The sequence below is a fragment of the Bacillus sp. 5RYD7K genome (assembly GCF_059831465.1).
Genome location: NZ_CP191200.1, coordinates 535,475 through 550,313, shown reverse-complemented (window position 1 = coordinate 550,313; position 14,839 = coordinate 535,475). Strand labels below are relative to the sequence as shown.

The following is a 14,839-nucleotide window of genomic DNA, read 5'->3' as shown; positions in this document are numbered from 1 at the left end:
CATCAAATTTGCTATGATCATATTAGATTTGCCGAAAATTATCTTGATCGTCAAGATAAATTGATTTTATAGGGAGGCCTGTCACTTGTCAACAAGAAATACCAGAAGCGAGACGGAGGAAACCGCGATACAGTTATTCCGGAAGATGGCCACAAGGACGATCCTGTTTCATCAGGCAGCCGCTCAATCTCTCGGTCTGTTTCCGACCGATTTGAAATCAGCTGATATTTTAAATGAAGCAGGCCCAATGACCGCGGGTGAGCTTGGGAAAAAAACCGGCCTCAGCACAGGTTCGGTAACGGCGCTCATTGACCGGCTCGAAAAAGCGGGATATGTCATGAGGAAAAAAGATCCCGAAGATAAACGGCGGGTGATCATTGTGCCGCTGACAGCGGGAAAAGCGAACGTGAAACAATTGTTCAGCTCCTTATCCCAATCCACGATCAGCCTTTGCCGGCAATATAAAGAAGAAGAACTGCACCTGATATTCGATTTTCTCAAAAAAGTGACGGACATAATGGAAGATGAGCTTGAGAAATTAAAATAATATATCATAGCCCGGCCCATTCATGAATAATTTGTACAAGTTGCATGAATGAGGGGGAAGCCAATGAACATCTTTTTAAGCTACATCGTTCTCGGACTGTCATTGTCAGCACCTGTCGGCCCGGTCAATGCGGCGCAAATTGACAAAGGCATTAAGAACGGCTTTTGGCATGCATGGATCTTCGGTCTTGGCGCCATGGCGGCAGACGGGCTGTATATGATTCTGATTTATTTCGGGCTGTCTCAATTTTTGACGGCGCCTTTCGTGAAGACGTTTTTGTGGCTTTTCGGTTTTTTCGTGCTGACCTACACGGGCGTCGAAACGTTAAAAAATATAAGGGAAGCCATGAACGTCAGAAGCGGAAAAGGAAAACCGGCTTTTTACAAAACATTCGGTGCGGGGTTTTTTATTTCTCTTTCCAATCCGCTGAGCATTTTATTCTGGCTCGGCATATACGGCAGCATTCTCGCCAAAACCGCTGAATCCTTTGATGCGAACCAGCTTTTGATTTACAGCTCCGGCATTCTTCTCGGCATTTTGATCTGGGATTTCTGCATGGCGATTGCCGCAAGCACTTTCAGAAACCTTCTCCACGAAAAAGCGCTTCGCTGGCTGACGGGAGCGGCAGGTGTGTCTTTGATCGTTTTTGGTTTTTATTTCGGATGGCAGGGGATTCAAATGCTCATCTCATAAATAGAAGGACTGTCACCCATCGCCTATCTCCATCATAACGTATCATGACGATACTGGAGGTGGGCCGATGGCAAGCGGGCTGTACACAAAAAGTTGCCTTGAGGAAAAGTTATTGGATCTGCCAAATTGGCAGAGAATCGCTTTTGAGCTTCTATCAGAAAAAGTAGGCGATGAAGCGGACACCTTTCCGTGCATACCCGGACGTCAGGGATTTCTGACAGATCAGCTTCGGATATCCTTTGCGGGTGATCCCCGTGAGCAGGGGACCCCGGAGGAAGTGGGGATGCTGCTGTCCGAATACGGAAAAATCTCAAGGGAAACCGGAAGATACGCGTCGCTGCTTGTAATTTTTGATACGCCTGAGGATTTAGCTGAACATTATTCCATTGAGGCGTATGAAGAGCTGTTCTGGTCTTTTTTAAACCGGCTGAGCGGCTGCGACCCGAAAGACTGGCCGGAAGATATGCCGGAAGATCCTGAACATTATAAATGGGAGTTCTGCTTTGACGGCGAGCCGTATTTTATTCTGTGCGCAACGCCTGCACATGAAGCGAGACAAAGCAGAAGCTTCCCGTTTTTTATGCTGGCGTTTCAGCCGAGATGGGTTTTCGAAGGGTTAAATGATTCAACCGCGTTCGGACGCAATATGAGCCGGCTGATCAGAAAACGTTTAGAGGCGTATGATGAAGCCCCTCTTCATCCCCGATTGGGGTGGTACGGAGGAAAAGACAATTTAGAATGGAAGCAATATTTCCTCCGTGATGATGAGACGCAAGTATCAAAATGTCCTTTTTCCTATTTGAAAAGATTGTTTAAGCTATGATCCGGCAGGGCTGTGTCCCTGCTTTTTTTGTACGATCCATGTCACGATCGCAATGACGGCAAGAAAACAAAGGCTGACCAGAAAACCGGGCCGGCTCGATTTCTCAAACAGCGTCCCGGAGACGGCTGCCGCAATCAGCACCAGAGCGATAAAAATCTGTGCCGTTCCTACTTTTGTCGGTTCGATCAGTTTCTTGCCTGAGAACAAAATGAACAGCCACGTATACAGAAGCATCAGGCCTGCTGCGGTGGTCATGTGTTCATATATATTTTTCGGCAGCACCAATGACAGGATGATGGAGACGATGAGTCCGGCGAATGTCAATCCGAGCGCAGGCCAGCAGATTTTTTTATTTTCCTTCAATCTGAAGCATTTCGGCGCATCTCCGTCATCAGCCATCGTACAAAGCAATGTCGTCACGGCAAACAGCGAGGCGACGAGCGTAGAAAACCCCGCAATAATAAAAATCCCGTTAAAAATATCAAGAATGACATCTAAATGAAAGCCTTTCAGAGATGTAATAAACGGGCTGTCCTGTTCGGTGAATTTGCCCAGAGGCACTAACAATAGCGCCAGGCCGAGAGAAATGACGTAAATCACTGCAAGAACGATAAGCATCAGTCTGCCTGATTTTGAGGCTTCCTCCGGCTTTTTCAAATGTACGGTCATCAGCCCCAAGACCTCAATTCCCCCGAAAGCGTAAAACGCATAAATCAGCCCCGTCCACAAACCCATCGCTCCGTGCGGGAACAAATCCTTTGATTCATTCGGCATCTGGACATCCGGTTTGTGAGAAAATATACCGCACAGCGCCAAAATGGCGATGACGATAAACATAAAAATGGCCGCCGTCTTGACAACAGCGAGCACATTCTCCGTTTTTTGAAAAACGGACAGCCCCGTAAAAATAATTAAAAGGCCGAGCACCGCATAGATGGAGGCGAGAATCCACAGCGGCATATTCGGAAACCAATGCTTCGTAAACAGCGAGATGGCTGTCAGCTGGCTTCCCGTAATCAGCATTTCAGACGACCAGTACACCCAGCCGTTGCTGAAACCGGCCCAAGAGCCGAAAGCCTTTCTCGCATAAGCGCAAAAAGACCCCTTTTCGGGCTGCTTAGCCGAAAGCTTCGCGAGCTGCTCAAAGACAAAATAGGTGCCGAGCCCGGCAATAAGAAATGAGATCAGCGCGGAATATCCGCTTTTGACAATAGCGATACTGGACCCGAGAAAAAAGCCCGTCCCGATTGTGCAGCCGACGCCGATTAAAGAGAGCTGCCACCAAGCGAGATTTCCTTTAGGCTGGTCCTGTGATTTACCCATGTAATTCAACCCCTTTATCAAAGCTTAGATTGCAGCCGGCAGAACGGGAATATACATCCAATAAATTGCTTTACATGAAACAAACGGCCGGGGTTCATAATAGAAGAAAAAAAGGAGCAGTCTGATGACACAGCAATTTATCGTACCGCCGAAAAAAGGGCTCGGCCTGAAGGTTCACAAAGGGCAGATTATAAAAGTAGTCGATGTGGAAGGACAGCAGGTGGCTGATTTTACGGCGTATCATGCCAAGGACTTCTATGAGCATCTTGATCAGGGCGCGACGATTGATGCCAATCAGTCCATTCATGTAAAAACAGGCGATCATATTTATTCAAATTTATATAAGCCGATGCTGACGCTGATTGAAGATACTGTCGGCAAGCATGACCTGCTGCTTCCCGCCTGCCGCCCGGATATGAACAGGCTTTTATACGGAAAGCATAAAGACGAGCTCCAGGATACGTGCTATGACAATATGAGCAGGGCGCTTGAACCATTCGGGGTGCCGCGGCCGCATATGCATTACCCGTTTGCCATCTTTATGAATACGGTGCTTGATGAGAAGGGGAACTTGTCAGTCGAAACGCCTCTGTCTGACGCGGGTGATTACGTACGGCTCCGTGCGGAAATGGATCTCGTCGTCGCGTTTTCATCCTGCCCGATCGAAAAAGGAAAATGCAACGGTGACAGCATTACGGCGCTTCGGGTGGAAATCAGCTGATCCCGGTGTGTATTTGATTCACTTAAAAACTGCACCTGTGCTATATTTAACAGAGAGTCGTACATAGTGGCATGATTCATTTTCAGCGTGAACGGGAAATGAATCATAAAGAAACAATGCAGGAGGAGTGATTGGGATGAGCATCCAGAAACAAATTATGAATGATCTCCACGTAAAACCCTCAATTGATCCGAAACAAGAAATTGAGGACAGAGTGAACTTTCTGAAACAATATTTGAAAAAAACAGGTGCTAAAGGCTTTGTGCTCGGCATTAGCGGGGGGCAGGATTCCACGCTTGCGGGACGCCTCGCCCAATTGGCGGCTGAAAGCATCAGAGAGGAAGGCGGAGACGCGGAGTTTATCGCCGTCCGTCTTCCGCACGGCGCACAGCAGGATGAGGATGACGCCCAATTGGCACTCAAATTCATTAAGCCTGATCAATCATGGACGTTTGATATTAAGTCCGCTGTCAGCGCGTTCGCCGATCAGTACAAAAAAGAAACGGGCGATCAGCTGACTGATTTTAACAAAGGAAATGTAAAAGCCAGAATGAGAATGATCGCGCAATATGCCATCGGCGGACAAGAGGGGCTGCTTGTCATCGGTACCGACCATGCGGCTGAAGCGGTGACCGGTTTCTTCACGAAATACGGTGACGGCGGAGCTGACCTGCTGCCGCTGACCGGATTAACGAAACGGCAGGGCAGACGTTTATTAGAAGAGCTCGGCGCACCGGAACGCCTGTATTTGAAATTACCGACGGCCGATCTGCTCGATGAAAAACCGCAGCAGACGGACGAGACAGAGCTCGGCATCACATACAATGACATTGATGATTATTTAGAAGGCAAGGACGTTTCTTCCGAAGTGATTGAGGCGCTGGAAAAACGCTATCTCAGTACGGAACATAAGCGTCAGGTGCCGGCCTCAATGTTTGATGATTGGTGGAAATAGAATGAAAAAACCTCCCTTTTGAAAGGGAGGTTTTTTGTTTATCTCATTTTTATTTATCTACACTTTCATAAATCCCTACCCAATATCCCTTGCTGCTGTCATAGTATTTGCTTTTGAAAATCCACTTTGTTCCGTTTAAAACGAAAGAAGCAGCGAAATTGCCGTCAGGGCTTTGAACGAGTTTGATGGCATTAATGCCGGCATCTGCTTTCGTTGAGATTGGGCTATTTTCCACGGATGAAGATGCTGTTGGTGATGCGGCAAAGGCAGGAGCGGCAGACATCAGTAAGGCAAGAGACAGCGCAGAACCGGTTAACACTTTTTTGAATTTCATTTCGAACACTCCCTTTTCAAATGAAATGCATTACAGTGTTAATAATTAGACAATTATCCATAAAATTCCTTCTCTGTTTCTAAAATTTTTTTCTTAATTTGAAAAAACATCCCTTCAGAGGGGATGTTTTTTTATTTCTTAAAGCAGTGCCTGATCTCATTCAGAGATTCTTTCATATGCGTTTCAGCATGACGACCGAAGTATTCGAGTGACACGAATCCGCCGTATTGCCTGTTCAACAGTTCTTTCAGAAAGGGTTCCTGCCGTAAATCGCCTTGCAGAACAGACACCGGCTTGCTGAGATACCAGTTGTCAAAATTCCAGTGATAGTTTTTCAGGTGAATATGGCTGACGGTATGATACAGTTTTTCTAAAGCAGACATTTGGTCCACGTGATTGACGTGAAGGTTGGAGCCGTCAAAAATGATGCGGACCCGCGGATGTCCGACATCCTCTAAAAATGCCAGCGCCGCCTCCGGTGTATCCGCGTACGTATCGTAATGAATCTCAAGCCCGATATTGACGTCATAGTCATCTGCGAGCAGCGCCGCCTCCTGAAATTGATCAACCGCACGCTCCCACTTTTCCGGTGACGTCCGGTGCGAAGCCAGGTTGCCCGCAAAGACTCTGATCAGGGGACTGTGAAGCTGCCGTGCCGCGCTTAATGCCCTTTGAACATCCTTTAACGCCTGCCTTTCATCCTGAGTGGCGAAGTCAGTGTACAAGCTGACAGCGGGCACCTCGAAGCCTTCCTCCTGAAGCTGCTGATCAAGCCTGTCGAGCGGGCCGATTTCTTTTATATATTGTTGGGCGTGGCCGTACCACAGTTCGATTCCGTCAAAGGAGTGCTCTTTTGCGAAAGAAATGACATCGAGAATATGCTTTTTTTTAAACCCTGTCGTGCAAAAGCTCAGTTTCATCGGTAATCCTCCCGTTAACTGTCTATCCTATATGTGTTTTTTCCCCGGATAAGCTGCGGATAAACAGACGAAAAGGGTAAACACTTTTTTTATGGAAGCGGTGCAGTATTGAACACAAATTGTTTAGCGCTTTTTTGCGTCAAAGTATTAAATAATTGCTCGAAGTGTTGTACAATTAATGTCATTCGAGTAAGGGGGAGAAGCCATTGAAAAATGAAACGGAGCTGACGGACTTCAGGCCCGTCCGCAATAAACCGACTCGCGCTCGTTATGTGATACTGATTCTTTTGTTTTTTATCACTGCGATTAATTATATAGACCGTGCAAGTGTATCCATCGCCGCCCCGTCCATTCAGACTTCGCTGAACATAAGCCCCGCGCTTTTGGGCGTCGTATTTTCCGCATTCAGCTGGACCTATACGGGTATGCAGATTCCCGGCGGGCTCATTTTGGACAAATTCGGGTCAAAACGGACGTACGGAGTTTCTTTATTTGTCTGGTCGGTTTTCACCGGAGTGCAAGCTTTTGCGGCCAGTTTCGGATTTTTATTCGGCTGCCGCCTGATTATCGGGCTGGCTGAATCGCCTGCCTTTCCCGCAAACAACCGGATTGTCACAACATGGTTTCCGAGGAGGGAACGCGCCTTTGCGACGGGTGTTTACACAGCGGGGGAATATGTCGGACTGGCGTTCGCCACACCGGTTTTATTCTGGGTATTAACGGCATTCGACTGGCGAGCCGTCTTTATTTCCTCAGGGCTGCTCGGGCTTGTTTTCTCCGTTTTCTGGTTTAAGATGTATCAGGAGCCGAACCGGTATCGGAAAGTGAACCGGGAAGAGCTTGAATATATTAAAGAAGGCGGCGGGCTGACAGAGGTGTCTGAATCAGCCGGCAGTATCACGTGGCGGGATTTCGTTCAGCTTCTTAAATACCGCAAGCTTGTCGGCTTGTATATCGGCCAATTCGCCGTAGCGTCCACGCTGTTCTTCTTTTTGACATGGTTCCCGACTTATCTGGCGGAAGCAAAGCACATGGCCTTCTTAAAAGTCGGCTTCGCCGCATCAATCCCGTATATCGCCGCCTTTTTCGGCGTATTGTTCGGCGGATTTTGGTCTGACGGCATGATGAAGCGGGGCGTATCAGTGAACGTTGCCCGAAAGACGCCCGTTATCCTCGGTCTTCTGTTGACGGGCTCCATCGTGCTCGCGAATGTTACGGATTCTTCCCCGGCGGTTTTGGCGATCTTATCCATTGCTTCTTTTGCGCAGGGCATGTCCAATATTTCCTGGACGATGCTGAGTGAAGTGGCGCCAAGCGAGACAATCGGATTGGCAGGGGGCGTGTTTAACTTTTTCGCCAATATGGCCGGTATTATCACGCCGCTTATTATCGGGTTTATCGTCTCTGCGACCGGTTCATACAACGGTGCGATTCTGTTTGTCGGCGCTGTCGCCTTTATCGGGGCGTTTTCTTATATTTTCATTGTCGGAAAGGTGGAACGTATTACGCTCCGGTAGATCGAAAAACTCATCGTATTATCTCTATATTTCAATATGGAGTTATCATATAATAAACATAACTTTTTCATTCCTTAGGAGGATTTCGCCGAAGATGAACGCAAAACGTGCCATTCCCGTAAGAGAAAGAAATATTGTACTGATCGGATTCATGGGTGTCGGTAAGACAACAATCGGCCAGCTGGTCGCTAAAAAATTATACAGAGACTTCATTGATATTGATTTGCAGATTGAGAAAGATTTCAACATGTCCATCCCGGAAATGTTTGAGAAAAAGGGTGAAGCCTTTTTCCGTCAGACTGAAAAGGACTATATATTAGATATTTGCCGCAATACGAAATTCAAGATCGTGTCTCTTGGGGGCGGTTCGTTTAAACAAGAGGAAATCAGACAATGCTGCCTGGAAAACTGTCTCGTGCTCCATCTTGATTTATCATGGGAGAATTGGAAGCAGCGGGCTGACCTGCTGATTGAAAGCCGTCCCGTTCTGCATAACCGTTCAATGGATGAAATGCAGCAGCTCTTTAACGAGCGCCAAAGCATCTATGATAAACATAATTCAAAAGTGGCAACGGATAATCTGGAACCTGAAGAAATTGCCGATTATATCGTTGAAACGTTAAAAATCGGCTGGGACCTGTATCAGCCGATGTAAAAAGAGCTGTGCCGCTGTGAGCGCACAGCTCTTTTTTGTTTTCTGTTAAACAAACGTTTGATAAAAAGTGAAAGCGTCCGCCGATCATTTATAAAAATGTTTAGAAAATAAGTGTAAAATCGTGTTAAGATAGAGTCAGAAAATTAAATCTTATAAAACAAAGGAGAATAATCGGATATGCAATTATACGACTTGCCGCTTGACCAACTGCAAACCTATAAACCAAATAAAACCGCTCCTCATGACTTTGCGGATTTTTGGGCATCATCATTACATGAGCTTGCAAAGGAAGAGGCAAAGCCTGATTTGACGCCTGAAAGCTACCCGGCTGACGGCGTGAAAGTATTCCGGCTGAAATACCGAAGCTTCGGCAAGGCGGAAATTGAGGGATGGTACGCCGTTCCCGACCGAAAAGGCCCGCATCCGGCCATCGTGAAATACCACGGCTACAACGCAAGCTATGACGGGGATGTACATGACATCGTAAATTGGGCGCTTCACGGATATGCCGCGTTCGGGATGCTTGTCCGCGGCCAGCACAGCAGCACAGATACAAGCGTCTCACCGCACGGACACGTTCCCGGCTGGATGACGAAAGGGATTTTAGACAAAGATACATATTATTACCGCGGTGTGTACTTAGACGCAGTAAGGGCTCTTGAAGTCATCAGCAGCTTTGATGAAGTGGATGAAACGAGAATCGCCGTCATCGGGGGGAGCCAGGGAGGCGGGCTTTCCATCGCCGCGGCGGCGCTTTCCGACATTCCGAGAGCGGTTGCGGCTGATTATCCGTACTTAAGCAATTTTGAGCGGGCGATTGATGTCGCACTAGATGAGCCGTATCTTGAGATTAACTCCTTTTTCAGAAAAAACGGCAGCCCTGAAACGGAGAAGGCCGCGATGAATACACTGGCCTATTTTGATATCATGAATCTGGCGGACCGCGTAAAGGTGCCGGTTCTCATGTCCATCGGGCTGATTGACCGGGTGACTCCGCCGTCGACGGTATTTGCCGCTTACAATCATCTGGAAACGGAAAAAGAATTGAAAGTTTACCGGTATTTCGGCCATGAATATATACCTTCTTTCCATACGGAAAAGCTGGCCTTTCTGAAAGCGCATCTGAAAGGCTGACAGCAGTGAAAAGCCCAAGTGTTTGGGCTTTTTTCATGAATGATGACGGAAAAGGACGGATACAAATGAAACAAAGGATCATTGAAGAATTAAAACGAATGGAGGCAAAGCACGACGTTAAGGTGCTTTACGCCGTAGAATCGGGAAGCCGCGCATGGGGATTTCCGTCAAGCGAAAGCGACTACGATGTACGGTTTCTCTATGTGCCGAAAAAAGAATGGTACTTTTCCATTGAGCCGCATAGGGATGTCATAGAAGAGCCGATCCATGACATGCTTGACGTCAGCGGCTGGGAACTGAGAAAAGCCCTGCGGCTCTTTAAAAAATCAAATCCGCCTCTTTTGGAATGGCTTTCTTCTGAGATGATCTATTATGAAGCTTTCACAGCGGCTGAAAAGCTCCGAAAACTGAAAAACCGCGCCTTTTCGCCCGAAGCATGCCTCTATCATTATCTCAATATGGCAAAGCGGAATGAAAAAACGGAATTGCGGGGCAGTGCAGTGAAGATTAAAAAGTATTTTTATGTCCTGCGGCCTCTCCTTGCCTGCAAGTGGATTGAAACGTTCGGCACCGCACCGCCGATGACATTTCCCGTAATGGCAGATGCCCTATTGACGGATGAAGCGCTCATTTCTGAAATCAGCACACTGCTTACAAGGAAAAAAAGCGGACAGGAACTGGCTCCGGAACCCGGAAATACGATCATTCATGCCTTTATAGAAGAAGAAATGGAACGCATCGGTCAGTATGCCAAAACGGTCAAAACACCGAAACCGGATATAACGGACGAACTGAATCAGCTTTTGATTCAGACCGTCGAAGAGGCTTGGGAAGAAAAAGGCGGGAATTGACGATTTCTGTCATTTCCGTCCGCTTTTTTTCGGCATGATCCGCCTGCTCTCTAAGAAGCTGATTGTGGAAAAACCACAAAAATTTATCAGAATCTTTGTATTTTTAGAATATTGTGAGAGGATGTTTTGTCCATTTACAATAGACTCATACAAATACTTCTTAGATTGCGGGGTGTTAAGGTTGGAAGTGATTACAAGAGATTTTTTCTTATTTTTATCCAAGAGCAGCTTTCTCAATAAGATGGCGCGAGGCTGGGGAAGCCGTGTGGCAGCCGGCAAAATCATCGGAGGAATGGATATCCGCAGTTCTATCCCGACAATCCGACATTTGAACAGCCAAGGGCTGTCAGTTACTGTCGATCATTTGGGTGAATTTGTCAACAGCGGTGATGTCGCGAAAGAACGCACCGAGGAGTGCATGCAGACCATCGCTTTAATCGCTGATGAACAGCTGAATTCCCAAGTGTCATTAAAAATGACGTCTTTAGGTCTTGATATAGATCTCGATCTCGTCTATGAAAATATGACGAAAATCCTCCAGACGGCGGAAAAACATAAAGTCATGGTGACGATTGACATGGAGGATGAGACGAGATGCCAGAAAACGCTGGATATCTTTAAAGACTTCCGAAGCCGGTATGAATACGTAAGCACCGTAGTGCAGGCTTATCTGTACAGAACGGAGAAGGACCTTGATGATCTTGACCCGCTGAATCCGTTTCTGCGCCTTGTCAAAGGAGCCTATAAAGAATCGGAAAAGGTGGCCTATCCTGAAAAAAGCGATGTAGATGAAAATTATAAAAGACTCATCCGCAAACAGCTTTTAAAGGGACATTATACGGCAATTGCCACGCATGACGACAAGATGATCGAGTTCACAAAGCAGCTTGTCAAAGAGCACGGCATTCCACACGACCGCTTTGAGTTTCAGATGCTGTACGGTATGCGCTCGCAAACCCAGCTCAGCCTAGTGGAAGAAGGATACAACATGAGAGTCTACCTGCCTTACGGCGATGATTGGTACGGCTATTTCATGAGACGGCTCGCTGAACGCCCCTCAAATATCGCATTCGCCTTTAAAGGGATGACTAAGAAGTAAAAAAGGGAGAGATGACAATGACTACACCTTATAAACACGAACCATTCACGAATTTCCAAGATCAATCGAACGTTGAAGAATTCAAGAAAGCGCTTGCGAAGGTAAGCGAGTATCTGGGAAAAGATTATCCTCTTGTCATTAACGGTGAAAGAGTGGAAACAGAAGCGAAAATCGTTTCAATCAACCCGGCTGATAAAGAAGAAGTTGTCGGCAGAGTGTCAAAAGCTTCTCAAGAGCACGCTGAGCAAGCGATTGAAGCGGCCGCGAAAGCGTTCGAAGAGTGGAGATACACATCTCCTGAAGAAAGAGCGGCTGTCCTGTTCCGCGCGGCTGCCAAAGTCCGCCGCAGAAAGCATGAATTCTCCGCCCTGCTCGTCAAGGAGGCGGGAAAGCCTTGGAACGAAGCTGATGCGGATACAGCTGAAGCGATCGACTTCATGGAGTACTATGCGCGCCAGATGGTTGAATTGGCAAAAGGCAAGCCGGTCAACAGCCGCGAAGGCGAGAAGAACCAATATGTCTACACACCGACAGGCGTAACGGTCGTCATTCCGCCATGGAACTTCCTCTTTGCGATTATGGCGGGAACGACGGTGGCACCGATCGTAACGGGCAACACGGTCGTTCTTAAACCGGCAAGCGCGACACCGGTCATCGCGGCGAAATTCGTAGAAGTGCTTGAAGAATCGGGCCTTCCGAAGGGCGTTGTCAACTTTGTGCCGGGAAGCGGAGCGGAAGTGGGAGACTATCTCGTCGATCACCCGAAAACAAGCATCATTACATTTACGGGATCACGTGAAGTCGGTACGAGAATTTTTGAACGCGCGGCGAAAGTGCAGCCGGGACAGCAGCACTTAAAGCGTGTCATCGCTGAAATGGGCGGTAAAGATACGGTTGTTGTCGATGAGGACGCGGACATTGAATTGGCGGCGCAATCCATCTTTACATCAGCATTCGGCTTCGCGGGACAAAAATGTTCTGCCGGTTCCCGCGCGGTTGTGCATGAAAAAGTATACGATGCCGTCTTGGAGCGCGTCATCGAAATCACTGAATCAAAAGTGACGGCAAGCCCTGACAGCGCTGACGTGTATATGGGGCCTGTCATCGACCAAGGCTCTTACGATAAAATCATGAGCTACATTGAAATCGGAAAAGAAGAAGGCCGTTTAGTAAGCGGCGGCACCGGGGATGATTCAAAAGGCTACTTTATCAAGCCGACGATCTTCGCTGACCTTGATCCGAAAGCCAGACTCATGCAGGAAGAAATTTTCGGGCCGGTCGTCGGGTTTTCTAAAGTATCAAACTTTGATGAAGCGCTGGAAGTGGCAAACAATACCGAATACGGTTTGACAGGAGCGGTCATTACAAATAACCGCAAACATATTGAACGGGCGAAACAGGAATTCCATGTCGGCAACCTGTACTTCAACCGCAACTGTACGGGAGCGATTGTCGGATATCATCCGTTCGGAGGCTTTAAAATGTCCGGCACTGATTCAAAAGCGGGCGGCCCGGATTATTTGGCCCTCCACATGCAGGCGAAAACAATCAGTGAAATGTTTTAAGAGGGACTGAATGGGCATCCTCCTCGAGGGGGGTGTCCATTTCACCATAAACATATAAAGCGGAGGAGGAAATGCCATAGCAAACATTCAGTTGATTATATCCATTTGTATTTATATGGCGGGCATGCTGTTTATCGGTTATTTCGCCTACAGACGGACGTCAAATCTGACGGATTACATGCTCGGGGGGCGTTCTTTAGGCCCTGCCGTCACAGCGCTCAGCGCGGGAGCGGCGGATATGAGCGGATGGCTCTTGATGGGGCTTCCGGGCGCCATGTTCTCAACGGGGTTAAGCGGAGCTTGGATTGTCATCGGCCTTGTGCTCGGAGCATGGGCGAACTGGCTTTTCGTGGCGCCGAGACTGAGAACGTATACTGAACAAGCGGGGAATTCCATCACCATTCCGGGTTTCCTTGAAAATCGTTTCGGTGATCATACGAAGCTTCTCAGACTGTTTTCGGGTCTTGTCATTCTCGTCTTTTTCACATTTTACGTATCATCGGGCATGGTGTCCGGAGGCGTCCTATTCAACAGCATTTTAGGATGGGATTACCACACCGGGTTGTGGGTCGTGACAGGCGTCGTTGTCGCCTACACCTTGTTCGGGGGCTTTTTGGCGGTAAGCTGGACGGACTTTGTCCAAGGGATCATCATGTTTGCGGCGCTTATTCTCGTGCCGATTGTGACGATTTTTCATACGGGCGGCCCGGGAGAAACCGTTGCCGATATCCGTTCCGTCAACCCGGAACTGTTTAACATGTTCAAAGGAACGACCGTCCTTGGCATTATTTCTTTATTTGCGTGGGGGCTCGGCTATTTCGGGCAGCCGCATATTATTGTGCGCTTTATGGCGATCACATCTGTGAAAGAAATCAAACGCGCCAGACGGATCGGAATGGGATGGATGATTTTGTCTGCACTAGGCGCGCTGTTTACGGGTCTTGCGGGAATCGCGTATTACCATCAGCACGGACTGAAGCTGGCTGATCCGGAAACCATTTTTATTCAGCTTGGCAACATTCTGTTCCACCCGATTATTACGGGATTTCTCATTTCTGCGATTTTAGCGGCCATTATGAGTACGATTTCGTCTCAGCTGCTCGTTACGTCCAGTTCTTTAGTAGAGGATTTGTATAAGTCCATGTTCAGGCGTTCGGCTTCTGATAAGGAACTCGTATTTCTGGGGAGAATGGCAGTGCTTGCGGTGTCAATCATCGCCTTGGTGCTCGCCTGGGAGAAAAACAACACGATACTAGGTCTTGTCAGCTATGCATGGGCGGGATTCGGCGCGTCATTCGGGCCGGTCGTACTGCTCAGTTTATTTTGGAAACGGATGACGAAATGGGGGGCACTCGCCGGCATGATTGCGGGAGCGATTACCGTAATCATTTGGGCGAATGCCGGTCTTTCAGACTTTTTGTACGAAATCATTCCGGGCTTTGCTGTAAGCCTTGCCGCTGTATTTGTCGTCAGCTTATTGACACAGGCTCCGTCAAAAGATGTCACAGATCAGTTTCATGAGTACCGTGATACACTTTCTCAATAAAAGCAAGGAACGAGAGGAAGAAGGGACCGCCCTTTTTCCTCTTTTCACGATACAGAATTCCGGATTATGCTGTTTTGGGAATATATGAATTTTTTTCTATACAAAAAGTCACCCCTCAGAGTATGATAAAGATAAAAAGAGCATAGGAGAAATAGG

Annotated in this window: 15 protein-coding genes; 12 read left to right on the top strand and 3 right to left on the bottom strand. The window is 47.7% G+C overall.

Annotated elements, in window-relative coordinates:
• The first annotated feature begins 85 nt into the window (after positions 1-85).
• The 3 genes from ACQE26_RS02680 to ACQE26_RS02670 all read left to right on the top strand — a co-directional run bounded on the left by ACQE26_RS02680 (position 86) and on the right by ACQE26_RS02670 (position 2,063).
• Positions 86-547: a MarR family transcriptional regulator gene (locus ACQE26_RS02680; RefSeq protein WP_016936822.1), complete on the top strand. Its 462-nt coding sequence runs from the start codon at positions 86-88 to the stop codon at positions 545-547.
• Positions 548-610: 63 nt separating this feature from the next.
• Positions 611-1,240: a LysE family translocator gene (locus ACQE26_RS02675; protein WP_014469715.1), complete on the top strand. Its 630-nt coding sequence runs from the start codon at positions 611-613 to the stop codon at positions 1,238-1,240.
• Between the two features lie 67 nt (positions 1,241-1,307).
• The gene (locus tag ACQE26_RS02670; RefSeq protein WP_438421161.1) at positions 1,308-2,063 is read left to right on the top strand and encodes a YqcI/YcgG family protein; all 756 of its coding nucleotides are present in this window, start codon (positions 1,308-1,310) and stop codon (positions 2,061-2,063) included.
• On the opposite strand, the gene ACQE26_RS02665 is transcribed toward ACQE26_RS02670, so the two are convergent.
• The gene (locus tag ACQE26_RS02665) at positions 2,058-3,386 is read right to left on the bottom strand and encodes an amino acid permease (RefSeq protein WP_500470601.1); all 1,329 of its coding nucleotides are present in this window, start codon (positions 3,384-3,386) and stop codon (positions 2,058-2,060) included. The genes ACQE26_RS02670 and ACQE26_RS02665 overlap by 6 nt on opposite strands.
• 124 nt (positions 3,387-3,510) lie before the next feature.
• On the opposite strand from ACQE26_RS02665, the gene ACQE26_RS02660 reads away from it, so the two are divergent.
• Positions 3,511-4,107 (top strand): DUF1989 domain-containing protein, encoded by a 597-nt coding sequence (locus ACQE26_RS02660; RefSeq protein ID WP_500470600.1) that lies wholly within the window; start codon positions 3,511-3,513, stop codon positions 4,105-4,107.
• 136 nt (positions 4,108-4,243) lie between these two features.
• The gene (nadE, locus tag ACQE26_RS02655) at positions 4,244-5,062 is read left to right on the top strand and encodes an NAD(+) synthase (RefSeq protein ID WP_500470598.1); all 819 of its coding nucleotides are present in this window, start codon (positions 4,244-4,246) and stop codon (positions 5,060-5,062) included.
• Positions 5,063-5,111: 49 nt separating this feature from the next.
• Here the strand turns inward: nadE and ACQE26_RS02650 are convergent, their stop codons facing one another.
• Both ACQE26_RS02650 and ACQE26_RS02645 read right to left on the bottom strand, forming a co-directional pair.
• Positions 5,112-5,396 (bottom strand): antimicrobial peptide LCI, encoded by a 285-nt coding sequence (locus ACQE26_RS02650; protein WP_500470596.1) that lies wholly within the window; start codon positions 5,394-5,396, stop codon positions 5,112-5,114.
• A gap of 131 nt (positions 5,397-5,527) precedes the next feature.
• Complete coding sequence (locus ACQE26_RS02645) at positions 5,528-6,316, bottom strand: sugar phosphate isomerase/epimerase family protein (protein WP_500470595.1); 789 nt, start codon at positions 6,314-6,316, stop codon at positions 5,528-5,530.
• Between the two features lie 206 nt (positions 6,317-6,522).
• Between ACQE26_RS02645 and ACQE26_RS02640 the strand changes: the two genes are divergently transcribed.
• The 7 genes from ACQE26_RS02640 to putP all read left to right on the top strand — a co-directional run bounded on the left by ACQE26_RS02640 (position 6,523) and on the right by putP (position 14,683).
• The gene (locus tag ACQE26_RS02640; RefSeq protein ID WP_500470593.1) at positions 6,523-7,833 is read left to right on the top strand and encodes an MFS transporter; all 1,311 of its coding nucleotides are present in this window, start codon (positions 6,523-6,525) and stop codon (positions 7,831-7,833) included.
• Positions 7,834-7,927: 94 nt separating this feature from the next.
• A complete protein-coding gene (locus tag ACQE26_RS02635; protein WP_003156609.1) occupies positions 7,928-8,488 on the top strand; it encodes a shikimate kinase in 561 nt (186 codons plus the stop codon).
• Between the two features lie 177 nt (positions 8,489-8,665).
• Positions 8,666-9,622, top strand: a complete 957-nt coding sequence (cah, locus tag ACQE26_RS02630; RefSeq protein WP_500470592.1) for a cephalosporin C deacetylase — start codon at positions 8,666-8,668, stop codon at positions 9,620-9,622.
• A 65-nt stretch (positions 9,623-9,687) separates the two neighbouring features.
• Entirely contained in the window at positions 9,688-10,473 is a 786-nt protein-coding gene (locus ACQE26_RS02625) for a nucleotidyltransferase domain-containing protein (protein WP_500470591.1), read from the top strand.
• Between the two features lie 187 nt (positions 10,474-10,660).
• On the top strand, positions 10,661-11,572 hold the full coding sequence (locus ACQE26_RS02620) for a proline dehydrogenase family protein (protein WP_101605621.1): 912 nt from the start codon (positions 10,661-10,663) through the stop codon (positions 11,570-11,572).
• Positions 11,573-11,589: 17 nt separating this feature from the next.
• Positions 11,590-13,137, top strand: coding sequence for an L-glutamate gamma-semialdehyde dehydrogenase (gene pruA, locus ACQE26_RS02615; RefSeq protein ID WP_064777953.1), 1,548 nt, complete (start codon positions 11,590-11,592; stop codon positions 13,135-13,137).
• A 91-nt stretch (positions 13,138-13,228) separates the two neighbouring features.
• A complete protein-coding gene (gene putP / locus ACQE26_RS02610; RefSeq protein ID WP_500470590.1) occupies positions 13,229-14,683 on the top strand; it encodes a sodium/proline symporter PutP in 1,455 nt (484 codons plus the stop codon).
• The last annotated feature ends 156 nt before the right edge of the window (positions 14,684-14,839 follow it).